Here is a 24053-nt window from a genome sequence, read left to right on the forward strand (position 1 = left end):
GAGCTCAACCCCTCTTTTCAGGCGAAGCCACGGCGCCGGCAGGCGCGCTGGCGGGATGGGACAGCACCGGAGAACTGATCGATTCCGGTTGCGGCAGCGGGGTCTCGGTGAGGCCCAGGACCGGCAGGATGACGAGGAAGTAGGCGAAGTAGTAGAGCGTGGCCAGGCGCGACAGCCAGACGAAGCTGTTCAGGTCGGCGTCCAGCAGGGTGAAGGTGGCGAGCCCCGGGATCACGTGATCGTCGGGCAGCTGGCCGCCGCAATAGCCGAGCACCAGGCACACCAGCAGGAAGATCAGGAAGTAGAGCTTCGCCGTCGGGCGGTAGCGCATGGAGCGCACCTTGGAGGTGTCGAGCCAGGGCAGGACGAACAGCACCGCGATGGCGCCGAACATCAGGAGCACCCCGCCCAGCTTGTCCGGCACCGCCCGCAGGATCGCGTAGAACGGCAGGAAGTACCATTCGGGCACGATGTGGGCGGGGGTCACCAGCGGGTTGCCGGGGATGTAGTTGTCGGCGTGGCCGAGCGCGTTCGGATTGTAGAACACGAAGGTGGCGAACAGGATCAGGAACACCGCGATCGCGAAGCCGTCCTTCACCGTGTAGTACGGATGGAAGGGAACGGTGTCCTCCTTGGACTTCACGTTCACGCCGGTCGGGTTGTTGTTGCCCGGCACGTGCAGCGCCCAGATGTGCAGGCCGACGACGCCGGCGATCATGAAGGGCAGCAGGTAGTGCAGCGAGAAGAAGCGGTTGAGCGTCGGGTTGTCGACCGCAAAGCCGCCCCACAGCCAGGTGGTGATCGCCTCGCCCACCAGGGGCAGGGCGCCGAACAGGTTGGTGATCACGACCGCGCCGTGGAAGCTCATCTGGCCCCAGGGCAGGACGTAGCCCATGAAGGCCGTGGCCATCATCAGCAGGTAGATGACGCAGCCCAGGATCCACAGCACCTCGCGGGGCGCCTTGTAGGAGCCGTAATAGAGGCCGCGGAACATGTGGATGTAGACCGCGATGAAGAACATCGAGGCCCCGTTGGCGTGCATGTAGCGGATCAGCCAGCCGTAGTTCACGTCGCGCATGATGCGCTCGACCGAGGCGAAGGCGTGATCCACGTGCGGCACGTAGTGCATGGCCAGCACGATGCCGGTGACCAGCTGGATGGCCAGGCAGACGGCCAGGATGCCGCCGAAGGTCCACCAGTAGTTCAGGTTCTTCGGCGTCGGGAAGTCGATCATCGAGTCGTACGCCAGGCGCACGACGGGAAGGCGCGTGTCGAGCCAGCGCTCGATCCCGGTCTTGGGTTCGTAGTTGGAGTGTCCGCTCATCGCTGTCAGCCCACCTTGACCGTCGTGTCGGAGAGGAAGGCGTATTCGGGCACCTCCAGGTTCGTCGGCGCCGGGCCCTTACGGATGCGGCCCGACGTATCGTAGTGCGAACCATGGCAGGGGCAGAACCAGCCGTTGTAGTCGCCGCCGCCGAAGGTCGGCACGCAGCCCAGATGGGTGCAGGTGCCCACCAGGATCATCCATTCGGCCTTGCCGGGCTTGTGGCGGTCCTCGTCGCGCTGCGGGTCGCGCAGGGCGGCGTTGTCGTCGCGCACGGCGGCCTCGATCTCGGCGGCGGTGCGGTTGCGCACGAAGAGCGGCTTGCCCCGCCACTTCAGCGTGATCTGCTGGCCGGGCGAGACCTTGTTGAGGTCCACCTCGATCGAGGCGAGCGCCAGGGTGTCGCCCGACGGGTTCATCTGGTCGATGAACGGCCAGGCCAGGCCGGCGACGGCGCCGACCGCGGCCGCGCCCGCGGCGATATGGATGAAGTCGCGCCGGTTCGGGTCTTCGCCCGAGGCGTGAGGATCGGGATTTGCGCCCACGACGGTGTCGGCCACCTTAAAGCTACCCTTCGATTTGGGCCGCAGGCTGCGGCCCTTCGGACCTCCCCGGCGCACGCGCCGAAGACATCCCGCCTTCGACCCCCACCGGCTGGTCTGGTAAGGGCCATCGGAACCTGAGCCGGAGCGCGGCGGAACCCTCGGAAGGCTAGTCGGCGCCTCAATTGCGCCCGCCCCCGCGATTCGCCCCAGTCCCCGGCCAATCCCGTGGCTGGACCGCTTAGAATGCTCATCGCCCTTTTTCAACCGGACATTCCGCAAAACCTTGGCGCGGCCCTTCGTCTCGCCGCCTGCATGGGCGTTCAGCTGGACGTGATCGAGCCCTGCGGCTTCCCGCTTTCGGACCGCGCTATCGCCCGCGCGGCCATGGATTACGGGGGTCTGGCGCAGGTGACGCGGCATTCCGGCTGGGCGGAGTTCCGGGAACGGAGGAATGAGCGGCTGGTGCTGTTCACCACGAAAGGGGCCGAACCTTTTCATGAATTCGAGTTCCGGGAGACCGACGTTCTGCTGTTCGGGCGCGAAAGCGCCGGGGTTCCCGACGAGGTTCACGCCGTCGCGGACGCGCGACTGTGCATCCCGATGGCCCCTGGCGCGCGGTCATTGAACATCGTCAATGCGGCGGCCATGGCGCTGGGCGAGGCGCTTCGCCAGACGAAAGGCTTTCCAATCCCCGCCGCGAGCGGATAGCAGAACCGCCATGACCAGCCTGCCTCCCGAGATCGAAACCCGGCGCGGCCGCGCCAAGGAATGGTTCGAAGCCCTGCAGCAGCGCATCTGCGCCGAGCTGGAGCGGCTGGAAGAGGAGGCGCCGGCCGAGCTCTACCCCGGCGAACCCGGCAGGTTCGACTTCCGTCCCTGGAGCCGGGAGACCGGCGTCGGCGGCGGGATCGGCGGCCACCTGCGCGGGCGGCTGTTCGAGAAGGCCGGCGTGCACACCTCGGCCGCCACCGCCCGGTTCTCGCCGGAGATGGCCGCCCAGATGCCGGGCGCCGACAAGGACCCCACCTATGTGTCGGCTTCGATCAGCCTGATCGTGCACCCGCGCTCCCCCCGGACGCCGACCGTGCACATGAACACCCGGTTCCTGTCGACGGCGGAGAGCTGGTTCGGCGGCGGGGCGGACTTAACTCCCATGGTCGACGAGCAGCGCAGCCAGGAGGCCGACGACGCCAAGCTGTTCCACGCAGCGATGAAGGCCGCCTGCGACCCCTTCGATCCGGAGTGGCACGGCAAGTACAAGGCCTGGTGCGACGAGTACTTCTACCTGCCCCACCGCAAGGAGCCGCGGGGGATCGGCGGCATCTTCTACGATCGGCACAATTCGGGTGATTTCGAGAAGGACTTCGCCTTCACCCGCGCCGTGGGCGAGGCCTTCCTCGACGTCTATCCCAAGATCGTGCGCCACCGCATGGTCGAACCCTGGAGCGAGGCCGATCGCCACGAGCAGCTGGTGCGCCGCGGCCGCTACGTGGAGTTCAACCTGCTCTATGATCGCGGAACCATGTTCGGCCTGAAGGCCGGCGGCAACATCGAGACGATCCTGTCCTCCATGCCGCCGCTGGTGGCCTGGACCTAGAGCGCCACCAGCAAGGCGGTTGCGGCGGCGGCAAGGATGAGGGCGAGGCTGGTCGGGCGCATGGCCGACAACCGCCCGAGGGTAGGTCTCGGTTCCAGCTAGGCCTTCAGGAAACCGGCGATCCAGCCGCCCAGCGCGGCGCGGTCGTTGGGCTGCTCGTAGCTGAGAATGGCGCGGTCGGCCTGCTCGTCCGTGTAGCGGCTGCCGCGGCGGGTCTCGATCAGGGTCTTGGCGTAGGCGGGCTCGAACTCCGGATGGAGCTGAACCGAAATGGCCCGGAACCCGCCGTAGTCCAGCAGACCGAAGGGGCAGAAGTCGCTCCCGGCGACGACCCGGGCGCCGGGCGGAAGCTCGACCACCTGGTCCTGATGCGAGGCGGGGATGGAGAGGGTCGCGGCCTCGCCCATCCAGTCGGCCGGGCGTTCGATGCGATAGCGGTGCAGGCCCACGCCCCAGCCCTTGGGCGACTTCTCGACCTTGCCGCCGAAGGCCTCGGCCATGATCTGGTGGCCGAAACAGACCCCGACCAGCGGGACCTGGCCTCGCGCCGCGCGCAGGAAGTCCTTCAGCGGCTCGATCCAGGGCAGCGGGTCATAGACGCCCGCCGAAGAGCCAGTCACCAGATAGGCGTCGGCCTCGCCGACCTGCGCCGGCGTTTCGCCGTCCGCGACGGCGTAGGTGCGATAGTCGAAGGCCTCTTCGCCGAACAGGCGTCGGAACATGGCCGGATAGTCGCCGAACCGCTCCCGCGGTCCCGGCGGCGGCGCGCCGGTCTCAAGAATGCCGAGCTTCAATAGGCCATACCTTGGGCGACGGCCTTCAGCTTCTCGATGGCCGAGAACTTGTCGTCGATGAAGTCGTGGTCGATCCACCAGTCCTCCACCTCGCGCAGCACCTGGCCGACCATCGGGCCCTTCGGCACGCCCGAGTTCAGCACGTCCTCGCCGGTCAGGGGGAACGGTGGCGGGGTCCAGCTTTCCGCCAGGGCCAGCAGGCCGCGCCACTGGTGCGTCGCCGCCGTGCGGGTGGCGCGGGCCCAGGCAAGCTTGATGCGGTCGCCGAAGGCCTGGGTCCCGATCCGGTAGACAGCGCGGCGGCTTTCGCGCGGGCTCATCCAGGAGGTGATGCGCGGGGTCTTGCCCATGGCCTCCACCAGCCGGTCCCGCTCGTCGTTGGAGAGCCGCAGGCGCTCGGCGGCCTTGGCGGCGGCGAGCTGGTCGTCGGGCAGCAGGGCCGCCAGCCGCAGCAGCGGATCGTTGAGGAAAAGCTGCTCGGTCTCGATCTCCACCAGGCCGTCGAAGGCGGCCAGGCCCGGGCGTTCGGGCAGGATCTCCGCCAGCACGCCGGTCTTTTCCATCAGGGCCACGGCGGGCCGGGGATCGTCGGCGGCGAGCAGCTTCAGAAGCTCCTTGGAGACCCGCTCGGCGGCGAGCGCCGAGAGGCTGGCCTTGCCGGCGGCGCAGGCGGCGAGCGCGTCGGCGTCCGGCTCGCCCTTTCCGTACCAGGCCAGGAAACGGAAGAAGCGCAGGATCCGAAGGTGGTCCTCGGCGATGCGGCGCCCGGCGTCGCCGACGAAGACGATCCGGCCAGCCTTGGCGTCGGCCAGGCCGCGGCCGGTGGGGTCGTGGAGCGTCCCGTCCCGGCTCGCATAGAGGGCGTTCAGGGTGAAGTCGCGGCGTTGGGCGTCCTCGGCCCAGTCGGTGGTGAAGGCCACGACGGCGCGGCGGCCGTCGGTGGAGACGTCGCGCCGCAGGGTGGTGATCTCGAAGCCGCGGCTCTGGGAGACGGCGGTGACCGTGCCGTGCTCGATCCCGGTCGGAACGGCTTTGAGGCCGGCGGCCTCCAGCGCCTCGATCACTTCGTCGGGGGCCAGGGTGGTGGCGATGTCGACGTCGTCGATGGGTCGGTTGAGGATGGCGTTGCGCACGCAGCCGCCGACGAAACGGCTCTCGCCGCCCTTGGCGTCGAGGGCGTCGAGGACCGGATCGGCCGACGCCATCCAGGGTTTGCGGCCAAGGCTCTCGCTCACGTCACGCCCTCACTTGGTCTCGAAACGGCCCGGCGCCACCCGCCCGTCGGGCTGCACCTCAGCCGGCACATAGGTCTGGCCGCGATTGTCCTGCCGGAAGGCCGTGGAGGCCAGCAGGGACACGCCCATCAGGATCGCGCCCGCCGCGATCAGCCAGGCCCAGGGCGTGGCGCCCATCTCACGCCCGGTCCGACGGGCGATCTCGCGCCAGATGAACCAGATGACGAAGGGCGTCGCCACCAGGGCGGCCCGCCATAGGAGCTGGCTAAGCAACGGCGGCTCCATAGAGGCGGTCGTAGAGCGCGCGCAGCATCCCCGCCGTCGCCCCCCAGATGAAACGGTTCTCGTGGGTCATGGCGTAGAAGCGCCGCCGCTCGCCGGTGGGCAGTTCGCGCTCGTGCTCTTCGTGATTCGTCGGGTCCATCAGGAAGCCGAAGGGGGTCTCGAAGATGTCGGCCACCTCGTCGGGATTGGGCTGCAGGGTGAAGCCCGGCCGGATGAACCCCACCACCGGAGTGATCAGGTAGCCGGTGCCGGTCTGGTAGGGCGAGGAGAGACCGGCCAGGGACACATAGTCCGGATGCAGGCCCACCTCCTCGTGGCTTTCGCGCAGGGCGGTCGTCCAGGGCGCCTCGCCCGGATCGCTGCGCCCGCCGGGGAGGGCGATCTGGCCGGTGTGGCGGCGCAGGGTGTCGGAACGGCGGGTGAGCAGGACCGAATACCCCTCCTCCCGCTCGATGAGTCCGACCAGCACCGCCGCCGGGGTCAGCGGCTGAGCGTCGGCCGGCCGAAGATGCGGCGTCAGGTCGAAGTCGGAAGCCGGCTGGGTGGAGGGTCGCGCCTCCAGGGGATCGAGGTGGCGGGCGATCCAGTCGCGGAGCGCGCGCGGCGAGGCTGTGGGGCTCACGAGGCGTCCGCCTCCGCCGCGCCAAGGGAGAACCAGGCGCCGTTGGACGTGACGCCGAGGCTTCGGCCGCGCTCCTCCGCCATCTCGACCAGCTCGTAGAAGACCGGCCGGGCGATCAGGGCCTCTAGCCCGCGGCGAACATGTAGATAGGGACGCGGCTCGGCCGTCGCCTCGTCCAAAGCCACGCGGATCGGATTGTCGGGCCCGGCCTCGACCACGTCGCCGACATTGGTGACGAAGCGCAGCGCCTCGCCCTCGCGGTCCACGCGCACGGCGACGAAGGGGGCGTCCTCCACCACGACCTTCATTTTCTCGACCGGCGTCACCAGCCAGAAACCGTCCGGATCCCTGCGCAGGATGGTGGAGAAGAGCCGCACCAGGGCCTCCCGGACGATGGGCCTCCCCTCGTGCGTCCAGCCGCCGTCCTTGCGGATGACGATGTCGATCTCGCCGCTGTGGGGTGGGTTCCACAGGTGCACTGGCGGCAGGCCCCGCCCCGGCGCCTGGGCCTTGGCGGTCTCGGCGAGAGTTTCGAGACGGGGCTTGTCGCTGGTCTGCGCCATGACTCGGAAGGTAGGGCCCCGGGGGGCGCACCTCAACTGCGACGCTGGGGAAGGCTCTGCCTCTTCACGCCGTGAGGTCGCCGACCAGCGGCTCGGGCGCGCCGCGGGCGAGCACCCGGCGCTGGTCCACGGGGCCGGGAAGCCGCAGCTCGCGGGTCGTGGCCGCGGAGAAGCCGACGCGGGCGAAATAGGGCTCGTCGCCGACCAGCACCACGGTGGGATAGCCGGCCGCCTCGGCCGCGGCGCACGCCCGCGCCACCAGCGCGGTGCCGGTCCCATGCTTGCGGGCGTCCGCCTCCACCGCCAGCGGCCCCAGGAAGATGATCGGGCGGCCGGCGACGTGAACCTTCCACATGCGCACGGAGCCGACGAGGCGGTCCCCGTCCCAGGCGCAGAAGGAGAGATCCGGGCGGAACTCGGCGAACTCGCGCACCCGTTCGGAGACCTTCACGAAGCGGCCCGGGCCGAAGGCGTGATCAAGCAGGGCCTCAACGGCGGCGCCGTCGTCAGGCGTTTCGAGAGCGTAGTTCAGGGGGGAGCCTGGAAGGGGATCGGCGATCATGGAAGCTCTGGGCGAAGGCGGGAAGGAGCCCGCCGTCCGCGCGTGCGCGGCGTCCCGGCGGGGGCGTCAGGCGGCGCGGCTCACGCGCCCGGTTCGTCGCAGGCTTCGCATGGAAGGGCCTTCCGGTCGTCCGTTCGAAGGCGCGCGCATAAGGCTATCGGGAACCGGCGTCAATCGCGCGTTGCGAGCGGAGCCGTGGCGGGCCAAGTTGCCGCGCCCATGACGACATCACCCGAGTCCGACCAGCCCGTCTCCGCCTACGCGCTTCTGAAGCGGCGCGACTACATGCTCTTCTGGTCGACCCGGGTGGCCTCGACGCTGGGGGTCCAGATCCAGAGCGTCGCCCTGGGCTGGCAGGTCTACGAAGTGGCGCGGCGGACCATGAGCGTCGCCGAGTCCGCCTTCTATGTGGGCATGATTGGGCTGGCGACCTTCATCCCCGTGCTGCTGCTGGCCCTTCCGGCGGGCGAGGCGGCCGACCGGCACGATCGCAAGCGGATCCTGCAGCTCTGCTATCTGGGCGAGATCGCCTCGGTCCTGATCCTGCTGGCGGCGACCGTGTTCGACTTCGCCAGCCTGCCGCTGCTGCTGGGCGTTGCGGTGCTGTTCGGCGCCTCGCGGGCCTATATGGGTCCGGCAGGGACGGCGCTGGGGCCGATGCTGGTGCCGCGCAGCCTGCTGCCGCGGGCCATCGCCTGGAACTCCCTGGCCTGGCAGGGCGGCTCCATCATCGGACCGGCGCTCGGCGGGGCGCTTGTCTCGGTGTCGCTGGGCACGGCCTATGCGACCACCTGCGCCCTCTACCTTATCGCCGTTCTCACCGTCTCCCTGATCGCCGGCAACACCCAGCCGGAGGTGCAGCCCGGCTCGCGCTGGGCGCTGATCAAGGAGGGGCTGGGCTATGTCTGGCGCAACAAGATCGTCTTCGGCGCCATCTCGCTCGACCTTTTCGCCGTACTGCTGGGCGGGGCGACGGCGCTGTTGCCGGTCTATGCCCGAGACATCCTGCACGTCGGGCCGGAGGGCTTCGGAATCCTGAGGGCCGGCCCTGCCATCGGCGCGACCCTGGTGGCGATCTGGCTGGCGGCTAATCCGATCCGCACCAAGGCCGGGGTGTTCATGTTCACCGGCGTGGCGATCTTCGCCCTGGCCACCATCGTCTTCGGGCTGTCGGAGGTCTTCTGGCTGTCGGTGGTCGCCCTGGCGGTGCTGGGCGGGGCCGACATGCTGAGCGTCTATGTGCGCCAGACCCTGGTGCAGATCGTGACGCCGGATCAGATGCGGGGCCGGGTGGCGGCGGTCTCGTCGCTCTTCATCGGCGCCTCCAACGAACTGGGGGAATTCCGCACCGGCGTGGCCGCCCGGTTCCTCGGAGCAGTGGGCGCAGCGGTGACCGGCGGGGTTGCGGCTTTGCTCGTGACCGGGCTTTGGGCCAAACTCTTTCCCGCCTTGCGCAAGGCCGACAGGCTCGAATAACAACTCGCGAATTATTCTTTTAGGGAGATTGGAAAGATGGGTGCTTTGGAAGGCAAGGTCGTCCTCGTCACGGGCGGCGGCAACGGCATCGGGCGCGATTGCGCGCTGATCGCGGCGCAGGAAGGCGCCAAGGTCGTGGTCAACGACCTGGGCGGCGGCCTGAAGGGCGAGGACGAGGGCTCCGCCGGTCCGGCCGAGCAGGTCGCCCAGGAAATCCGCGCCGCGGGCGGCGAAGCGGTCTCCAACTCCGAGAGCGTCACCAGCTACAAGGCCGTGCAGGGCATGGTCGAGCAGGCGCTCGACACCTTCGGCGGCCTGCATGCGGTGATCAACCCGGCCGGCATCCTGCGCGACGTGATGTTCCACAAGATGACCGAGGACGATTGGGATCGGGTCATCGACGTCCACATGCGCGGCTCGTTCAACGTCGCCCGCGCCACCATCGAGCTGTTCCGCGAACAGAACGACGGCGCCTATATGTTCTTCACCTCCACCTCGGGCCTGTTCGGCAACATCGGCCAGGCCAATTACGGCGCGGCCAAGATGGGCATCGCCGGCCTGTCGCGGATCATCGCCATGGAAGGCGCGCGCAACAACGTCCGCTCCAACTGCCTAGCCCCGGTCGCCTGGACCCGCATGACCCAGTCGGTGCCGGTGAAGGACGAAGCCGCCGCCGCCCGCCGCGCGGTGATGGCCGAGAAAATCCGCGCCGACCAGCCGGCCCGCTTCTCCGTCGCCATGGTGGCCCCGGCCGCCGCTCACGTCTCGGGTCAGATCTTCGGCGCCTCGGGCGAGAACATCATCCTCTATTCCCAGCCGCGGCCGATCGAGACCGTGACCAAGGAAGAGGGCTGGACGGTCGAGACCATCCTCAATGAAGCCGTGCCGAAGATGGCGCCCAAGTTCTTCGACCTGAACCGCGGCCCCCTGCCCGGCAACAACCAGCAGCAACAGGCGAAGCCGGCGACGGCGTCCTAAGCCGCAGCCTTACGCGCAGGACAAGGGATCCCTCCCCGGCGACGGGGAGGGATTTTCTTTAGGCTCTGCGCATGCGCCGCCAGGCGTCGCGGGTGAGCTCCCAATAGAGCGACCGGCGGATGGAGCCGTCGGGCCGGACGCTCTCGCGCTCGCCCATGCGGACATAGCCGGCCGCGTCGATGGCCTTGGCGGAGCGGATATTGTCCAACGCGGCGGTGAGGCCGATCAGACGCACGCCCAGGGTCTCGAACATCAGGGCGGTGGCCTGCGCCACGCCGGCGCCGCCCGACCCGCTGTTCTGGCGGTCGGCCCGCTTGGCGCCGGCGATCTCGGCCGAGGCCCGATCGGGCCAGACGACGATCCGCGAATAGCCGGCGACCTCGCCGGCCTCGTCCAGGGTGACCGTCATCAGGCATTCGCCCCGTTCGCCCGCGGCGATGCTCTCGGCCACCCAGCGGCTGACGGTTTCCTCGGTGATCGGGCGGGGGATGTCGTAGATCGGATCCGACACGCGCGGATCGGCGAGCAGGCGCGCCAGGCCCGGAGCGTGTTCGAGGCGGACGCCGATCCGCGCGGCGAGTTCACGCACCGCCCGGCGGATGGCGTCCGCCTCGTCCGAGGTCGCGGTGAGGACGGTCTTGGGCGGCGCGCTCATGGTGTCCCTCCCATCTCAGCTCACCGCCAGCGCCCGCAGCGGTTCGTCGCTCAGGCGGCGCACGATCCAGTCGGTCTGGGCCGTGGCGCCAAGGCTGTCATAGAAGGCGATGGACGGCGCGTTCCAGTCGAGCACCGCCCATTCCAGCCTCGCCAGCCCCTCCTCGACGCAGCGCTGCGCCAGGCGGCGCAGCAGGGCCTTGCCGGCGCCTTTGCCCCGCGCCTCCGGAACCACGAACAGGTCTTCCAGATAGATCCCGTGGCGGCCGCGGAAGGTGGAGTAGTTGTAGAACCAGATGGCGAAGCCGACGGGCGCGCCGTCGGCCTCCGCGATATCGCAGAACAGCCGGGGATTTGGGCCGAACAGGTGCCCGGCGAGGTCGGCCTCGGTCGCCTCGACCTCATGCAGCAGTTTTTCGTATTCAGCCAGGGCGCGGACGAAACGGTGGATAAGGGCGGCGTCGGCCGGCGCGGCGGGTCGTACGGTCACGGTCATGCTTGTATCTTCGACATCCGCCGCAGGAGCGCAACGCATGGCCGTCTCGCCCGACTTCCTCGACATGATCCTCGAGCACCTGGAGCCCCTGGGCGGCGTCACCTCGCGGCGGATGTTCGGCGGGATCGGCCTGCGCCGGCACGACCTGTTCTTTGGCGTGATCGACGACGACGTGCTGTATCTGAAGGTCGATGCGGAAACCCGGCCCGATTTCGAAGCCGCCGGCGGCGAGGCGTTCCGCCCCTACAAGGACCACCGCACCGCCAACTACTTCACAGTCCCGCTCGACGCGCTGGAAGACCCGGACCGCCTGGCCGGCTGGGCGCACAAGGCGCTCGACGCGGCGGCCCGGGCCCAGGCGAGGAAACGGCCGAAGCCAGCACGCTAAATCCACCCCTAAGCGGGACGGATTTGACGTCAGCCGATCTTCACCCCCGGCGGCGGGACGGAGTCGGCGGGGACGAAGAAGTCCGGCATCAGCGGCTCTGTGGGATCCACGCGGTACTTGTCGAAATCCCGCTCGCCCTCGGCGTAGAGGAAGGTGTCGTCGATCAGGAAGTTGCCGGTGAATTCGCGCGCCGGTTTCTTGAAGACGGCGTAGGCGGCGTCGGCCATGATCTCGGGCGTTCGGCAGCGACGCATGCCCTCCTCGCCGGCCAGGGCGAACTGGATGGCGGCGGTGGCGATGCCGGTGCGGGGCCAGAGGGCGTTGAAGGCGATCCCGTCCGCTCGGAACTCCTCGGCCATGCCCAGCACGCACATGCTCATGCCGAACTTGGCCATCGTGTAGGCCACGTGGCCCTGGAACCAGCGCGGGCTCATGTCCAGCGGCGGGGAGAGCATCAGCACATGCGGATTGGCGGCGCGCTTCAGGTGCGGGATGCAGGCCTTGGAGACCAGGAAGGTCCCGCGCGCATTGACCTGGTTCATCAGATCATAGCGCTTCATGTCGGTGGCGAGCGTCGGTGTCAGGGAGATGGCCGAAGCGTTGTTCACGCAGATGTCGATCCCGCCGAACCGCTCCATGGTCTTCTCCACGGCGTCGTAGACATTGGCCTCGTCGCGCACGTCGACCACCAGCGGCAGGGCCTTGCCCCCGGCCTTCTCGATCTCCTCGGCGGCGGAATAGATGGTGCCCGGCAGGTGCTTGTGGGTTTCGGCGGTCTTGGCGGCGATGGCGACATTGGCGCCGTCGCGGGCGGCGCGGAGCGCGATGGCCAGGCCGATGCCGCGGCTGGCGCCGGTGACGAACAGGGTCTTGCCTTGCAGGCTCATAGGACGGCTCCCGTGGTCTCTTCGGAGATGGCCCAGAGGCGGTCGGCCGCCTCCGGGTCGAGGGCGTAGGGCATGACGCCCTTGCGCGGATTGTCGGGCGTCCAGGGCAGCGCCTCGGCGCAGTCCTCCAGATAGAGGCCGCCCTCCCCTTCCAGCTCCTCGCCCACCGCCGCCCAGACGCTCGTCGAGGCGCCCTGCTCCGGCGTCTTGAAGCCCTCGGCGACCTTCCCCTCCTCGTCGATCCAGCCCATGGCGATCATCTCTTCCTTGGGCAAGTAGCGCTGCAGGGGCGTCATGATGCCGCCGGGCATGACCGCGTTGGCGGTGACGCCGTGCTCGGCGAAACGGGCGTTGTAGCCGACGGCGAACAGGGCGTTGGCCGTCTTGGACTGCCCATAGGCCTCCCATTTGTCGTAGGGCCGGGAGCGGTAGTGGATGTCATCCCAGTGTATGTCGCTGCGGCGGTGGCCGATGGAGGAGAGCGCCACCACCCGGGCGGAGCGGCCGTCTTCGGCCGCGTTCATCAGGGCCCGCGTCAGGCCGAGCGTCAGCAGGAAGTGTCCGAAGTGGTTGGTGCCGATCTGCAGCTCCAGGTCGTCGGCGGTGTAGAGTTGGGGCGTAGCCATGACGCCCGCATTGTTGATCAGGATGTCCAGCGGCTCGTCGCCCCAGGCGTCCACGAAGGCCGCCACCGAGCCGAGGCTCGCCAGGTCCAGGGTTCCCGCCACCACCCGATCGTCGCCGATGGATTCGTTGATCGCCACCGCCGCCCGCTCGCCGGCCGCACGGTCGCGGACGGCCAGCATGACGTCGGCGCCTGCGCCGGCGAGCGCGCGGGCGGTCTCCAGGCCGATGCCGCTGGCCCCGCCGGTGACGATGACCCGCCGGCCGCCCAGGTCATGGTCGCCGGCCACCACCCGGGCGGGAGTGAAGGCGCCGAACCGCGAGACGATGCGGCTCATCAGGCGACCTTGGAGAAGTCGGGCGCGCGCTTCTCGGCGAAGGCTGCGAAGGCCTCGCGCGCCTCGGGCGACTTCAGCTGGGCGGCGAAGTGGGCGCCTTCCTCGTCCATGCGTTGGGCGATGGCGGCGGGATCGCGCATCAGGGCTTTGGTGATGGCCACGGCGGCGGGCGGACGGGCCGCCACGGCCTCGGCCGCGGCGCGAGCCTTCGCGCGCAGCTCGGACAGCGGAACCGCCGCGTTGGCGATGCCCCAGTCCACCGCCTTGCACGCGTCCACCGCCTCGCCCAGCACGAACATGGAGAAGGCGCGCGCATGGCCGATGCGGGCCGGCAGGGTCAGGCTGGAGGCCGCCTCCGGCACCAGGGCGAGGTTCACGAAGGGCGTGGTGAGCAAGGCGTCTTCGGACACATAGACGAGATCGCAATGCAGCAGCATGGTCGTGCCGACCCCGACGGCCCGGCCGTTCACGGCCGCCACGATGGGTGTCTTGGCCCGCGCCAGCGCCGCCAGCAGCGGGTTGCCGCCTCGCCGCGCCTCGTTGGCGCTGGCGTCGCCGGCGTTGACTGCAGCGAAGTCGGAAAGATCGTTGCCGGCGGTGAACATGTCGCCGTTGGCCTGGATGAGGACGCAGCGGACGTCCTTGTCGAACTCGGCCCCGTCGATGCCGTCGGCGAGCGCCTGGTACATGGCCCGGGTGATGGCGTTCTTCTTTTCCGGGCGGTTGAAGGTCAGCGTCAGCACGCCGCCGGCTTTCTCGACGAGGATGTGGTCGGTCATGTCTGCGCCTCTCTAAAAATTACGCCGTAAGCCTTAAGCCGTCGCCCGGTACCAGTCGACCCCATCGGCGTCGGTCTCGCGCACGGCCCGCCCCCGGCCGATCAGGCAGTTGAGGTGGGCGATGCTCTCGCCCGTGGCCATGCCCAGCACGTTCTGGTCGATCTTGCGCCGGAAGAGCACGTGGAAGACGTCCACGGCGCGCCTGGGCTCGGCGATCAGGGCCTCCAGGCGGCTCAGGCCGCGCTCGTGGCCGGCGATCAGATGGTCGATGCGGGCATGCAGGCCGTGGAACGGGTCGTTGTGCGCCGGCAGGACCAGCACGTCGTCGGGCACGCGGGCCTTGATGCGGGCCAGCGAGGTCAGCCATTCGTGCAACGGATCCCCGGCCGGTTCCGTCGGAAAGACCGAAACGTTGGAGGAGATCTTCGGCAGCACCTGGTCGCCGGAAATGAACAGCTTCAGCTCCGGACACCAGAGGCAGACGTGTTCGGGCGAATGGCCGGAGCCCGTCACCACTCGCCAGGTGCGGCCGCCGATGGTCGCCTCGTCGCCGTCGGACAGGCGATGGAAGGAATCGGGCAGGGCGTGCAGCCCCTTGCCGAAGCCCCCGAAGCGGGCGCGGTAGGTCTCGATCGCCTCCTCGTCCCAGCCCGCGGCGCGATAGAAGGAAAGCGCGTCCTGCGGCGCCTCGCGGCCGGTGTCGGCGGCGAGCGAGCGGCACATCAGGAACTCAAGCCGGCTAATCCAAAGGCGGCAGCCGAACTTGCGCGTCAGCCAGCCGGCCATGCCGATATGGTCGGGGTGCATGTGCGTCACGAAGACGCGGGTGACCGGCCGCCCCGCCAGAGGGCCGGCGAAGGCGCGGCGCCATGCCGCCTGGGTATCGGGCCCGCCCAGGCCGGTGTCTACGATGGCCCAGCCCTCGCCGTCCTCCAGCGCCCAGACGTTGATGTAGGCGAGCGAGCCGCCGAGCGGCATCCTAAGCCAGTAAACGCCCGGCGCGACTTCCAGCGCCTCGCCGTTCGCCGGGCCGCGCTCGAAGGGATAGTTCAGCCTGGCTCGCGCGGACGCCTCGCCCGCCTCCTCGAATCCATCCCGCAAGCCCGTCTCCTCCCTCTGTCCGGCCTTCAGTCTCGGCCGGTCCTGCGCGCAGAGCAAACCCCGAAGGGCGGTGCGACGCCCAAGTTCCGCCCCGGTTAACACCGAACTTGACCCTCAAGCGATGCAGGGGCTTATGTCCCGCTCGAGGAACCACCCCCAGGAGTCTTAATCTATGAAGCCATTCGGAATCGGGCTGGCTGCCGCGCTCGCCCTCGTGGCGTTCGCGCCGGCGGCCGTCTCCCAGTCCAAGAAGGGCGAGGAGATCACCGAAAAGGCGCGCACCCAGGGCATGGCGGAAGCCCCCGCGCTGGCGCAGGCCGCCGGCGTCCGTTGCCAGATCACCGACGCCCGGTTCATCGGCAAGGTGGACGACAAGAAGGCCAAGACCAGCACCAACTATTACGAGGTGGACTGCGACCAGGGCCTGGGCTTCGTGGTCCAGGCGCCGGCGGGCGGAACCCCCAGCGTCTTCACCTGCGTGGAGGCCAACGCGCCCGGCCCCGACGGCAAGCAGTCGAGCCTGGCCTGCAAGCTGCCTGGCAACGCCGATCCGAAGTCGGACATGCGCCCGCTGCTGGCGGCGGCCAAGGTGCAGTGCACGCCCGAGGAGGTGCGCGGCATCGGCCAGACCTCGACCAACACCTTCTTCGAAGTGCAATGCCAGGGCACGGCGCAGGGCTATGTGCTGAAGACCAGCGCTCCGGCCGATCCCGGCCAGCCGGCGGAAGCGACCGACTGCCTGCTCTATGACGACGCCGACACCAACATCAAATGCACCCTGCGCGACAAGGCCGCCCGCCTGTCGCTGGTGGACACCTACGTGGCTGCGGCCAACAACGGCTGCTCGCCGAAGGACCGCCGCTATGTCGGCCAGTCGCAGGCCGGCTCGACCTTCTTCGAAGCAGCGTGCACGGACGGCAAGGGCTACCTCTACAAGGTGGACAACGGCCAACTCACCCAGACCTACGAGTGCGCCAAGGCGACCATGGTGATGGGCGGCTGCACGCTCACCGACACCAAGGAAGCCATCACCGAGCAGAACGGCCTCTACACCCGCCTGGCCAAGTCGGCGAACTTCGACTGCGAAGTCTCCAAGTACGCCCCCTTCCCCGGCCCGGCCAACCTGGACGTGGTGGAGTTGGCCTGCGCCAACCGTCCCGACGGCGGCGTGGGCGTGTTCGGCGGCCCCGGCGTGAAACCGCAGGTGATCGACTGCGCCCGCGCGCCGATCGCCGGCTATCGCTGCTCCTTCTCCAAGCCGGAAACCGCCTACAAGGTGGTGACCGAGGACCTGAAGAAGCTGGGCCGCGCCGAGTGCGAGGTCTCCAACACCCGGGTGATCGGCAAGACCACCAAGGGCACGACCATGATGGAAGTGGCCTGCGCCGACGGCCTGAAGGGCTATGTGCTCGAGTACCAGCCCGAGCCGCTGACCGCGATCGGGGTGACCGGCTGCGCCTTCACCCGCGACTGCAAGCTGCCCGGCAACACCTAAGGCTGGGCGACGGCTGAAGAACGAGGCCCGCGGGTTCGCCCCGCGGGCCTTTTTCGTGGATCCTGGGCGAGCGGCGGCGCCTCAGATGGCCGCTTCGATAAAGTGCGGACCAGGTTCGGCCATGGCCCGGGCGAAGGCGGCGTCGAAGGCTTCGGCGGTCTCGCAGCGGACGGCGGCGACGCCCATCCCCTTGGCCATCGAAACCCAGTCGATCCGCGGGTCGCCGAGGTCGAGCAGCTTCGAGGCCGAGGGGCCGGGATTGCCCGATCCGGTGCGGCCCATCTCGATATTGAGGATGCGGTAGGAGTGGTTGGCGAAGACCACCACGGTCACATCCAGGTTCTCGCGGGCGAGCGACCAGAGCGCCTGGACCGTGTACATGGCCGCCCCGTCGCCGTTGAGGGAGACGACCTTGCGGTCCGGCGCTGCGACCGCCGCCCCCACCGCCAGGGGAACGCCGATGCCGATGGCGCCGCCGGTGAGCGCCAGGACGTCGTGCGGCCGCGCGGTCATGCAGGGCACGGCGACCCCGCCGCCGGAGGTGACGCTGTCGTCGCAGATGATGGCGCCCTCGGGCAGGTGACGGGCGACCGACTGGCCGGCGGACTGGGGAGTCAATGGGCCCGTCGGGGCGGCTTCGGGCAGCTTCAGAGGCTGGGTCGGCCCCGAAGCCGGCGCGCCGAGGACGTCGGCCAGGGCGCGGAGCGCGGCGACGGCATCGCTCGCGCGATCGGCCAGGGTGCGGGTCTCGCAGCCCTCCGGGACCAAAACGCTGGGCCTTTCCGGATAGGCGAAGAAGGCGACCGGCGTGGTCGTGCCGACCAGCACCATCAGGTCGACGCCCTCGAGATCGGCCAGGGCCATCTCGCCGAAATACTGCATCCGCCCCGGCTGGAAGACGCCGGCGCCGCGCGGCTGGCGGGCCACGAAAGTGTCGGTCATCACGCGCAGGCCCGCCGCGGCGAGGCGGGCGGCCTGGACCAGGGCCTCGGCCCGGCAGGCCTGGCCGCCCAGCAGGATCACTGGCTTGGCAGCGGCTTTCAGCGCCTTGGCGACATCGTCCACGGCGGCGGCGTCGGGCGCGGGTCGCACCGGGCGCTGCGCCTTCACAGGCTTGGTGGTCGTCGGAAGCCACGCGGAGTCCGCCGGCAGGATCAGGCTGACCGGCCCGCCCGGCGGACCGAAGCTGGCGGCGACCGCCTCGGCGGCGATCTGGGCGACGCTGTCGGGCGTATCGGCCGAGCGCTGCCAGATGGAGTTCGGCCGCACGAGGGTGTCGATGTCGGAGTTCAGCGGGGCGTCGTACTGGCGGTGATAGGTGGCGTGGTCGCCGACCACGTTGACGATGGGGGTGAAGGCGCGCCGCGCGTTGTGCAGATTGGCCAGGCCGTTGCCGTAGCCGGGCCCGAGATGCAGTAGGGTGCAGGCCGGCTTGTCGGCGATGCGGCCGTAGCCGTCGGCGGCCCCCGTGGCGACGCCCTCGAACAGGCAGAGCACCGGCCGCATGGCCGGCTGGCGGTCGAGAGCCGCGACGAACTGCATCTCGCTGGTGCCGGGATTGGCGAAGCAGGCGGTGACCTCGTTGGCCACCAGGGTCTCGATCAGGGCGTCGGCGCCGTTCATTCAAACACCATCACATCGGGAGGGGCGGGATCGGAGAACAGGCGCTGGAGCGCCTGCGCACGCAGGGTTCGGGCGAGCGCCTGGGCGATGTAGCCCTTGTCGGTGATCTCCCCGGCGCCGGCGTCGGGCGGAGTGTCGAGCACCAGGGCGCGGGCGACGCGGGAGCCCTGGCCCTTGGCGGCGGCATTGTGGCGTGTGAGCCCGGCGCGCACGGCCTGCTCCACCTCCGCCCGCGGCATGTGAGGGTTGGGATAGAAGAGCAGGCCCACGCGGTCCTGCCCCTCGCCGCAGACCACGGCGTCGGTCACCGCGTCGCCCACGGCGCCGACGGCGGCGATGCGCAGCTCGCCCACGCCCACGAAGGTGCCGCTGGAGAGTTTGAAGTTCTCTGAGAGCCGCCCGTCATAGGCCAGGCCCTGGGCGGGCTCGTCTGGGTCCACGAAGCGGGCGGCGTCGCCAATCTTGTAGAAGCCTTCCTCGTCGAAACAGGCGGCCGAAAGCTCCTGCTGGCCCAGATAGCCGGAGGTGATCTGCGGCCCCTTCACCCGGAACTCAAGCTTGTCGCCGGCGGGAACGAGCTTCACCGCCGTGCCCGGCACCGGCAGGCCGGCCAGACCCATGCGGTCGTTGTGCCAATGGACGTTGCAGGCGGTGGGGCCGGTCTCGGTGGCGCCGTAACCGGAGCCGAAGCTGATCTTCTCGCCCACCGTACGCAGGGCGATCGCCTGGATGCGGTCGCCCACGTCCTGGCCGAGCGCAGCGCCGCCATACTGCAGGTGGCGGACACGGGCGAAGAAGGTGGCGGCCAACTGCTCGTCGCGCTCCAGTTCCCCGGCGAACAGCATCCAGCCGGCGGGCACGAAGTTGTGGTAGGTGGGCGAAATCTCCTTGAGGTTCCGCAAGGTCTCGCCGAAGCGCCCGGCCACCGGCTGGCCGGCGTCGATATAGAGCGACCCGCCGCGGTGCGCCGCCATGTGCAGGATGGCGTTGGCCCCCAGGCTGTGGCTCCAGGGCGCGGAATTGACCATCACCGGCGGATCGGGATCGTCGAAGCAGGCGGCGATCTGGGCCGCATTTGTGGAGATCTGCCGGTGCAGGCAGATGACCGCCTTGGGCAGGCCGGTGGAGCCGGAGGTCAGCAGGTACTTGGCCGGATCGCCGGGCCGCGCCGTCGCCCCGGCGGGCGCGGCGCCCAGCAGGCGATCCAGCGGGATGTCGCCGGGACGCGGATTCTTCCCCGCCACCACCGGCAGGCCGGACAGGAAGGGCGCAGCGAGCGCCTCGCCGAACAGGGCCGCGTCCTCGGCATAGACGGCGGCGGGGTTCAGCACCTGCACCGCATGGGCCAGGCGCGCGAGATTGGCGCCGGGCAGGCCGTACTGGGGCGAGACGGGGGCCGCCGGCATGCCCTGGCTCATGGCCGCATACTTCACCAGCGCGTGGTCAATGTTGTTGCGCGAGAGGATCAGCAACGGGCGGCCGGAGGCTACCCCCGCCCCCCGCAGCCCGCCGGCGATCGCGCGCACGAGGTCGTGCGCCTCGGCGAAGCTCACCTCCCGCCAGCCCTCGCCGGAGCGCTCGGCGAGCCAGGTGCGGCCAGGCGCCTGGACCGCCCAGTGGGCGAGCGGCTCGGTCACGGTCTGGAAGGCGGTCGAATAGGGCGTGGGATTGGAGAGAACGATGACGCCATCGGGCCGGCGCTCCGCCTCCAGCCGTCGCGGGGCGTAGCGCGCGTCGCGGAAAGGGGCGGTCGACAGGCGAAGCTCGGCGTCCATGCCCTAGGCTTAGCGATGCGAACGGCGTCAGGCCAGCCCGGCAAGGCGGCGCTGAAGATATAGGCGCTCGGCCGGCGCCGGCTGCAGGGCCAGGGCCGCGCGATAGGCCCCCGCCGCATCGCTCTTCAGGCCCGCCCGCTCGCAGAGCGCGGCGCGAGCGGCCTGATAGGGGAGCCAGCGCGCCAGCCGCCGGGCGGCGGGAACGGCGTCCAGCGCGGCGAGCCCCGCCTGCGGGCCATGGACCTCGCCCACCGCCACCGCCTGGTTGACCGCCGTCACCGCGTCCGGCCGCAGGATGACGAGCGCCTCGTAGAGGGCGAGGATCTCCGGCCACGGGGTGAACCCGCGCTCGATCCGGGAGAGATGGGCCCCGTGGATCGCCGCCAGAAGCTGGCGCGGCCCGGTTCGGCCCAAGCCGGCGGCCCGGTCCAGGAGCCGTGCGCCCTCCCCGATCAAGTCGCGCCGCCAGAGGCGCATATCCTGCTCCGCCGGCGGGAGCATGGCGCCTGTATCATCCAGCCGCGCCGGGCGGCGCGCCTCGGCGAAGCGGACCAGGGCGGCGAGCCCCAGCACTTCCGGCTCTTCCGGCATGAGTTCGGCCAGCAGGCCGGAGAGGCGGATCACCTCGGCGGCGAAGGGGGCGCCCTCGCCGGCCAGGGCGGCGTCCTCATAGGCCTGGGCGTAGGCGATCTCCAGCGTGGCGAGCACCGCCTCGAGCCGCTCGGGCCAGGCGCCGCGGCCGGGGACCTCGAACGGCACGCCGGCGTCGCGGATCTTGCGCTTGGCGCGGGTGATCCGTTGCAGCATCGCCGGCTCTTCCACCAGGAAGGCCCTGGCCAGCCGCTCGGTGGAAAGCCCGCAGACCACTTTCAGGGTGAGCGCCGCCCGGACGTCCGGCGACAGGGCCGGATGGCAGCAAACGAAGATCAGGCGCAGGCGCTCATCCGGGATGGGATCGTCGGCGGCCATCAGGATCTCCTCCGGCGTGGGGGCCGGCGGGGCCGGATCGGGCGCCCGGCGCGCCCGCACGGCCGCCCGGCGACGGGCGTCCAGCCCTTTGCGCAGCGCGGCCCGCCACAGCCAGGCGCCGGGATCGCGCGGCGGCTCCTGGGGCCAGGCGGCGAGCGCCGCCGCGCAGGCTTCGGAGAAGGCGTCCTCGGCGGCGTCCAGGTCGCGCAGGCGCGCCGCGAGGGCCGCCACCACCCGGGGTCTAGCCGCCGCCATGGCGCGGCCGGCATCCTCCATCAGTACTGCATGACCGGGCGCACCTCGACCTTGCCGCCCTCCACCACCGGCACGCGCCTGGCCCAGGCGAGGGCGGCGTCGAGGTCGGCCGCCTCGACCAGGTAGTAGCCGCCCAGGTGCTCGCGGGTCTCGGCGAACGGCCCGTCGTGCAGGGTCTGGGCGCCGCCCGGGCCGGTGACCACGGTGGTGGCGGTCGGGGTGGGCTGCAGGCCGTCGCCGCCCAGCAGCACCCCGGCCTCCCGCATCTCCTGCGACAGCGCCATGTGCTTGCCGACCACCGCGCTCAGGAAAGCCTCGTCGGCGTCCGCATAGGCCGCCTCGTCCTCGTAGATCAGGAACATGTACTGCATGTCGTCCTCCAAACCTGTTGCGCCCGTGAGACGCGCGGCGTTGCGCGGATTCGACAGGGCCGCGCGCAAAATTTCCAGGGAGGAAGATCCGCTCGCCGCCCTTCCTAGCCCCTCGGCTCGCAGGCCGCCTTGATCGCGGCCCAGTCGGTCGGCTCGAAAGCGATCTCGCCCGGCCGCGCCGCCGCACGGCTGGCTTCGGCGCGGCGCAGGCTGGCAGGGTGGCTGGAAACGAACTCCTTGACCGCGGCGGCGTCGCGGCCTTCGTTCTTGGCGGCGAGGCGCTCGAAGAAGGGCGCCATGCCCTCCGAAGAGAGGCCCTGGGCATGGAGCAGGTCGCGCCCACGGGCGTCGGCCTCCGCCTCGGCTTCGCGGCTGTAGCCGAGGTCGGCGACATTGCCGAGCAGCAGCACGGCCTGCTGACCCGCTCCTGTGCCGCCGCCCACGACCAGATCAAGCACCAGGCCGAGTCCGAGGGATCGCCAGACCGCCTGCATCACGTGGCGCAGCTCCACATGGGCGGCCTCGTGGGCGATCACGGCGGCGAGTTCGTCGGGCGTCTCGGCCATCGCGATCAGATCGTCGGTCACCAGCACCGCGCCGCCCGGAAGAGCGAAGGCGTTGGCGAACGGCGCCTGGACAGCCCGCACCCGGACGTTGAAGGGACTGGTTCCGGTCTCTAAGCGGTCGCCGAAGGCATAGAGGGCGTCCTGCCCCGCCTCCCCTTCGCAGTCCTTGAACACCAGGCCGAGCTGGGCCTCGAAGCTGTCGCCGATCCGGCGCTCGAAGGCGACGGGCGTATGCCGGGCGAGCGGGCCCGCCGCCATCGGCATGCCGACGAAGACGAAGGCCGCCATGGCGAGGCCGGCGAGGGCGAGCCCGGCCACCAGACGCACCTCGTTCCGCTTCAGGATCGGTTGGGCGTCCGGTGGGCTCTCCGGCGCCGGCCAGTCGGAGGCCGCAACGTGCAGGCGCGCGGGATCGCCGGGCCGGGAAATGCGGACGAAGTCGCCGGCGCGTTCGACCACAGCCTCGTCCAGCCGCCAGGCTTGCGCGGCGCCCTCGACGTCGAAGGTGAGGCGGCCGTCGGCAAGAGCGACATCCACTTCGTGCGGACGCGCTGTCAGGCCGTCGTAATAGCGCGCACGCACGGCCGTCAGATGGGCGCCAGACCGAAGGCGTCGGCGAGGCCTTCGCCCGTCCTTGGCCCCTGCGGCGCTTGGCGCACGTCGACCAGGTTCGCCTCGCCGGGCGTCCGGACACGATCGAGCAGGAAGCGGCTGGTTCGCGCCTGGACGAAGGGCATGAGGAAGCCGAGGGACAGCGTCACCAGCAGGAGGTTGCTGATATAGAGCCACGCCATCGACCGCCATTTGACGTCTATCTGGCCGCGCACCTGCTGAAGCTGGATCCCCGCCACCACCGTCCGGAGACTCGCGGCCTGGTAGGGCGCCACGGCGATGGCGAACAGCGGCGCGGCGAGCAGCAGGGCCAGATAGACCTTCGCGATGTCCGCCAGGGACGGTTCTGCGGTCTGCTCGCCGAACCCGGGAAGTAGGAGAACAAGGACAACCGCGAAGACCGCGTAGGCCAGGCCCGTCAGGAAGCTGGTCGCGATATAGGCGACATAGACCGGCTCGTGGCTCCGGGCGCGCTGGATGTCGTAGCGGAATTTGCGGTCTCCGAAGCGCAGAGAGTCCCAAAGGGCGCCGGAGAGGCGGCGCTGGGCCGCCGGCCAGAACCAGCCGAAGCTGATCACGCTGAGGGCGACGTATCCTAGGAAGCGCAAGCCGTAGGCGCTGGCCGAGCCCTCCATGTGGAAGCGCAGGCCGCGCCAGACGGTGCGGCTGGCCAGGTAGCGGAACGCCGTGAACCGGCCGAACCCGATCAGGAAGCCCAGCAAGACGTAGAGCAGCAGCATGGCCACCCCGGCGAGCGCCGGACCCAGGAACTGGGCGGCGAAGAAGATCGACAGGAAGGGTAGGCCGACGACGGCCGCCGCCAGGACGAAACCCAAAAAGAGTTCGATCCCGCGCCCGGTGTATTCCAGCGGCTCGCCATTGATGTGGATCGAGTTCCAGAGCCTGCGGCGGACCTCGGTCTTTCCCCAGAACCGGTAGAGGGTCAGGGTGACGAGGTTCAGGAGGCCGTTCTTCAGGCTGAGCCCCAAGAACGACTTCGGATCGGCGCGCTGCTCGATCGTGACCGTTTCGCCGTTCTCGATGGCGGCGACGCCGAACATGGACATGGATGGCCCCTCTCCCCGCAGCCAAGCTTGCACGCCCAGGCTGCCGGCGCCAAGGGGTTCCCGCCGCGCGCG

At 70.0% G+C, this 24053-nt stretch carries 26 protein-coding genes; 6 read left to right on the forward strand and 20 right to left on the reverse strand.

What is annotated here, in order from left to right; translation table 11 throughout:
- Window positions 1-4: 4 nt before the first annotated feature.
- Entirely contained in the window at window positions 5-1324 is a 1320-nt protein-coding gene (locus ACK41C_RS01175) for a cytochrome b (protein ID WP_409649392.1), read from the reverse strand.
- 5 nt (window positions 1325-1329) lie between these two features.
- A complete protein-coding gene (gene petA / locus ACK41C_RS01180) occupies window positions 1330-1884 on the reverse strand; it encodes a ubiquinol-cytochrome c reductase iron-sulfur subunit (RefSeq protein WP_409649395.1) in 555 nt (184 codons plus the stop codon).
- 228 nt (window positions 1885-2112) lie between these two features.
- Here petA and ACK41C_RS01185 point away from each other — a divergent pair, with 228 nt between their 5' ends.
- Window positions 2113-2577, forward strand: coding sequence for a tRNA (cytidine(34)-2'-O)-methyltransferase (locus ACK41C_RS01185; RefSeq protein WP_409649398.1), 465 nt, complete (start codon window positions 2113-2115; stop codon window positions 2575-2577).
- Between the two features lie 10 nt (window positions 2578-2587).
- On the forward strand, window positions 2588-3466 hold the full coding sequence (gene hemF, locus ACK41C_RS01190; protein WP_409649401.1) for an oxygen-dependent coproporphyrinogen oxidase: 879 nt from the start codon (window positions 2588-2590) through the stop codon (window positions 3464-3466).
- 98 nt (window positions 3467-3564) lie between these two features.
- Here the strand turns inward: hemF and ACK41C_RS01195 are convergent, their stop codons facing one another.
- The 6 genes from ACK41C_RS01195 to ACK41C_RS01220 form a co-directional block, all read right to left on the reverse strand.
- Window positions 3565-4260: a glutamine amidotransferase-related protein gene (locus ACK41C_RS01195; protein WP_409649404.1), complete on the reverse strand. Its 696-nt coding sequence runs from the start codon at window positions 4258-4260 to the stop codon at window positions 3565-3567.
- Window positions 4257-5465 carry a CCA tRNA nucleotidyltransferase gene (locus ACK41C_RS01200; protein WP_409653854.1) on the reverse strand — a complete coding sequence of 403 codons (1209 nt, stop codon included), beginning with the start codon at window positions 5463-5465 and terminating at the stop codon, window positions 4257-4259. The genes ACK41C_RS01195 and ACK41C_RS01200 overlap by 4 nt, the downstream gene beginning before the upstream one ends.
- Window positions 5466-5504: 39 nt before the next feature.
- Window positions 5505-5768 carry a hypothetical protein gene (locus ACK41C_RS01205; protein ID WP_409649407.1) on the reverse strand — a complete coding sequence of 88 codons (264 nt, stop codon included), beginning with the start codon at window positions 5766-5768 and terminating at the stop codon, window positions 5505-5507.
- Window positions 5761-6402, reverse strand: a complete 642-nt coding sequence (locus ACK41C_RS01210) for an NUDIX hydrolase (protein WP_409649410.1) — start codon at window positions 6400-6402, stop codon at window positions 5761-5763. Before ACK41C_RS01210 ends, ACK41C_RS01205 begins: the two co-directional genes overlap by 8 nt.
- Complete coding sequence (locus ACK41C_RS01215; RefSeq protein ID WP_409649413.1) at window positions 6399-6965, reverse strand: DUF1285 domain-containing protein; 567 nt, start codon at window positions 6963-6965, stop codon at window positions 6399-6401. Before ACK41C_RS01215 ends, ACK41C_RS01210 begins: the two co-directional genes overlap by 4 nt.
- 64 nt (window positions 6966-7029) lie before the next feature.
- Window positions 7030-7527, reverse strand: a complete 498-nt coding sequence (locus tag ACK41C_RS01220; protein ID WP_409649415.1) for a GNAT family N-acetyltransferase — start codon at window positions 7525-7527, stop codon at window positions 7030-7032.
- Between the two features lie 219 nt (window positions 7528-7746).
- Between ACK41C_RS01220 and ACK41C_RS01225 the strand changes: the two genes are divergently transcribed.
- Both ACK41C_RS01225 and ACK41C_RS01230 read left to right on the forward strand, forming a co-directional pair.
- Window positions 7747-9003 carry an MFS transporter gene (locus ACK41C_RS01225; RefSeq protein ID WP_409649418.1) on the forward strand — a complete coding sequence of 419 codons (1257 nt, stop codon included), beginning with the start codon at window positions 7747-7749 and terminating at the stop codon, window positions 9001-9003.
- A gap of 36 nt (window positions 9004-9039) precedes the next feature.
- On the forward strand, window positions 9040-9981 hold the full coding sequence (locus ACK41C_RS01230; RefSeq protein ID WP_409649421.1) for an SDR family NAD(P)-dependent oxidoreductase: 942 nt from the start codon (window positions 9040-9042) through the stop codon (window positions 9979-9981).
- A gap of 58 nt (window positions 9982-10039) precedes the next feature.
- Here ACK41C_RS01230 and ACK41C_RS01235 read toward each other — a convergent pair whose 3' ends face one another.
- Window positions 10040-10636, reverse strand: coding sequence for a GNAT family N-acetyltransferase (locus ACK41C_RS01235; RefSeq protein WP_409649423.1), 597 nt, complete (start codon window positions 10634-10636; stop codon window positions 10040-10042).
- Between the two features lie 15 nt (window positions 10637-10651).
- Entirely contained in the window at window positions 10652-11131 is a 480-nt protein-coding gene (locus ACK41C_RS01240) for an N-acetyltransferase family protein (RefSeq protein ID WP_409649426.1), read from the reverse strand.
- Between the two features lie 37 nt (window positions 11132-11168).
- Here ACK41C_RS01240 and ACK41C_RS01245 point away from each other — a divergent pair, with 37 nt between their 5' ends.
- Window positions 11169-11519 (forward strand): TfoX/Sxy family protein, encoded by a 351-nt coding sequence (locus ACK41C_RS01245; protein WP_409649428.1) that lies wholly within the window; start codon window positions 11169-11171, stop codon window positions 11517-11519.
- 29 nt (window positions 11520-11548) lie between these two features.
- Here the strand turns inward: ACK41C_RS01245 and ACK41C_RS01250 are convergent, their stop codons facing one another.
- Genes ACK41C_RS01250 through ACK41C_RS01265 form a run of 4 tightly spaced genes read right to left on the reverse strand, consistent with a single transcriptional unit; the run spans window position 11549 to window position 15248 of the window.
- Window positions 11549-12406, reverse strand: a complete 858-nt coding sequence (locus ACK41C_RS01250; RefSeq protein WP_409649431.1) for an SDR family oxidoreductase — start codon at window positions 12404-12406, stop codon at window positions 11549-11551.
- Complete coding sequence (locus ACK41C_RS01255) at window positions 12403-13368, reverse strand: oxidoreductase (protein ID WP_409649433.1); 966 nt, start codon at window positions 13366-13368, stop codon at window positions 12403-12405. Before ACK41C_RS01255 ends, ACK41C_RS01250 begins: the two co-directional genes overlap by 4 nt.
- Window positions 13368-14147 carry an enoyl-CoA hydratase-related protein gene (locus tag ACK41C_RS01260; protein WP_409649435.1) on the reverse strand — a complete coding sequence of 260 codons (780 nt, stop codon included), beginning with the start codon at window positions 14145-14147 and terminating at the stop codon, window positions 13368-13370. The genes ACK41C_RS01255 and ACK41C_RS01260 overlap by 1 nt, the downstream gene beginning before the upstream one ends.
- 33 nt (window positions 14148-14180) lie before the next feature.
- On the reverse strand, window positions 14181-15248 hold the full coding sequence (locus tag ACK41C_RS01265; RefSeq protein ID WP_409649438.1) for an MBL fold metallo-hydrolase: 1068 nt from the start codon (window positions 15246-15248) through the stop codon (window positions 14181-14183).
- Between the two features lie 172 nt (window positions 15249-15420).
- Here ACK41C_RS01265 and ACK41C_RS01270 point away from each other — a divergent pair, with 172 nt between their 5' ends.
- Window positions 15421-16743, forward strand: coding sequence for a hypothetical protein (locus ACK41C_RS01270; RefSeq protein ID WP_409649441.1), 1323 nt, complete (start codon window positions 15421-15423; stop codon window positions 16741-16743).
- A gap of 81 nt (window positions 16744-16824) precedes the next feature.
- Here ACK41C_RS01270 and ACK41C_RS01275 read toward each other — a convergent pair whose 3' ends face one another.
- The 6 genes from ACK41C_RS01275 to ACK41C_RS01300 all read right to left on the reverse strand — a co-directional run bounded on the left by ACK41C_RS01275 (window position 16825) and on the right by ACK41C_RS01300 (window position 23981).
- Window positions 16825-18366: an acetolactate synthase large subunit gene (locus ACK41C_RS01275; RefSeq protein ID WP_409649444.1), complete on the reverse strand. Its 1542-nt coding sequence runs from the start codon at window positions 18364-18366 to the stop codon at window positions 16825-16827.
- Window positions 18363-20141: a feruloyl-CoA synthase gene (locus tag ACK41C_RS01280; RefSeq protein WP_409649447.1), complete on the reverse strand. Its 1779-nt coding sequence runs from the start codon at window positions 20139-20141 to the stop codon at window positions 18363-18365. The genes ACK41C_RS01275 and ACK41C_RS01280 overlap by 4 nt, the downstream gene beginning before the upstream one ends.
- A gap of 27 nt (window positions 20142-20168) precedes the next feature.
- Window positions 20169-21365 carry an RNA polymerase sigma factor gene (locus tag ACK41C_RS01285; protein WP_409649449.1) on the reverse strand — a complete coding sequence of 399 codons (1197 nt, stop codon included), beginning with the start codon at window positions 21363-21365 and terminating at the stop codon, window positions 20169-20171.
- Window positions 21366-21385: 20 nt separating this feature from the next.
- Window positions 21386-21736: a YciI family protein gene (locus tag ACK41C_RS01290; protein WP_409649452.1), complete on the reverse strand. Its 351-nt coding sequence runs from the start codon at window positions 21734-21736 to the stop codon at window positions 21386-21388.
- Between the two features lie 104 nt (window positions 21737-21840).
- Window positions 21841-22884 carry a M48 family metallopeptidase gene (locus ACK41C_RS01295; RefSeq protein WP_409649455.1) on the reverse strand — a complete coding sequence of 348 codons (1044 nt, stop codon included), beginning with the start codon at window positions 22882-22884 and terminating at the stop codon, window positions 21841-21843.
- A gap of 5 nt (window positions 22885-22889) precedes the next feature.
- Window positions 22890-23981 carry a YjgN family protein gene (locus ACK41C_RS01300; protein WP_409649458.1) on the reverse strand — a complete coding sequence of 364 codons (1092 nt, stop codon included), beginning with the start codon at window positions 23979-23981 and terminating at the stop codon, window positions 22890-22892.
- Window positions 23982-24053: the final 72 nt, after the last annotated feature.

Source organism: Phenylobacterium sp., assembly GCF_046290725.1.
Classification (GTDB): domain Bacteria; phylum Pseudomonadota; class Alphaproteobacteria; order Caulobacterales; family Caulobacteraceae; genus Phenylobacterium.

What these genes read in the sequence shown, in the direction of transcription:
- ACK41C_RS01175 (WP_409649392.1), bottom strand. Translation starts at nt 1,324, where the DNA reads ATGAGCGGACACTCCAACTACGAACCCAAGACCGGGATCGAGCGCTGG.
- ACK41C_RS01185 (WP_409649398.1), top strand. Translation starts at nt 2,113, where the DNA reads ATGCTCATCGCCCTTTTTCAACCGGACATTCCGCAAAACCTTGGCGCG.
- hemF (WP_409649401.1), top strand. Translation starts at nt 2,588, where the DNA reads ATGACCAGCCTGCCTCCCGAGATCGAAACCCGGCGCGGCCGCGCCAAG.
- ACK41C_RS01200 (WP_409653854.1), bottom strand. Translation starts at nt 5,465, where the DNA reads ATGGCGTCGGCCGATCCGGTCCTCGACGCCCTCGACGCCAAGGGCGGC.
- ACK41C_RS01215 (WP_409649413.1), bottom strand. Translation starts at nt 6,965, where the DNA reads ATGGCGCAGACCAGCGACAAGCCCCGTCTCGAAACTCTCGCCGAGACC.
- ACK41C_RS01220 (WP_409649415.1), bottom strand. Translation starts at nt 7,527, where the DNA reads ATGATCGCCGATCCCCTTCCAGGCTCCCCCCTGAACTACGCTCTCGAA.
- ACK41C_RS01225 (WP_409649418.1), top strand. Translation starts at nt 7,747, where the DNA reads ATGACGACATCACCCGAGTCCGACCAGCCCGTCTCCGCCTACGCGCTT.
- ACK41C_RS01230 (WP_409649421.1), top strand. Translation starts at nt 9,040, where the DNA reads ATGGGTGCTTTGGAAGGCAAGGTCGTCCTCGTCACGGGCGGCGGCAAC.
- ACK41C_RS01235 (WP_409649423.1), bottom strand. Translation starts at nt 10,636, where the DNA reads ATGAGCGCGCCGCCCAAGACCGTCCTCACCGCGACCTCGGACGAGGCG.
- ACK41C_RS01240 (WP_409649426.1), bottom strand. Translation starts at nt 11,131, where the DNA reads ATGACCGTGACCGTACGACCCGCCGCGCCGGCCGACGCCGCCCTTATC.
- ACK41C_RS01245 (WP_409649428.1), top strand. Translation starts at nt 11,169, where the DNA reads ATGGCCGTCTCGCCCGACTTCCTCGACATGATCCTCGAGCACCTGGAG.
- ACK41C_RS01250 (WP_409649431.1), bottom strand. Translation starts at nt 12,406, where the DNA reads ATGAGCCTGCAAGGCAAGACCCTGTTCGTCACCGGCGCCAGCCGCGGC.
- ACK41C_RS01255 (WP_409649433.1), bottom strand. Translation starts at nt 13,368, where the DNA reads ATGAGCCGCATCGTCTCGCGGTTCGGCGCCTTCACTCCCGCCCGGGTG.
- ACK41C_RS01260 (WP_409649435.1), bottom strand. Translation starts at nt 14,147, where the DNA reads ATGACCGACCACATCCTCGTCGAGAAAGCCGGCGGCGTGCTGACGCTG.
- ACK41C_RS01270 (WP_409649441.1), top strand. Translation starts at nt 15,421, where the DNA reads ATGAAGCCATTCGGAATCGGGCTGGCTGCCGCGCTCGCCCTCGTGGCG.
- ACK41C_RS01275 (WP_409649444.1), bottom strand. Translation starts at nt 18,366, where the DNA reads ATGAACGGCGCCGACGCCCTGATCGAGACCCTGGTGGCCAACGAGGTC.
- ACK41C_RS01280 (WP_409649447.1), bottom strand. Translation starts at nt 20,141, where the DNA reads ATGGACGCCGAGCTTCGCCTGTCGACCGCCCCTTTCCGCGACGCGCGC.
- ACK41C_RS01285 (WP_409649449.1), bottom strand. Translation starts at nt 21,365, where the DNA reads ATGGCGGCGGCTAGACCCCGGGTGGTGGCGGCCCTCGCGGCGCGCCTG.
- ACK41C_RS01290 (WP_409649452.1), bottom strand. Translation starts at nt 21,736, where the DNA reads ATGCAGTACATGTTCCTGATCTACGAGGACGAGGCGGCCTATGCGGAC.
- ACK41C_RS01300 (WP_409649458.1), bottom strand. Translation starts at nt 23,981, where the DNA reads ATGTCCATGTTCGGCGTCGCCGCCATCGAGAACGGCGAAACGGTCACG.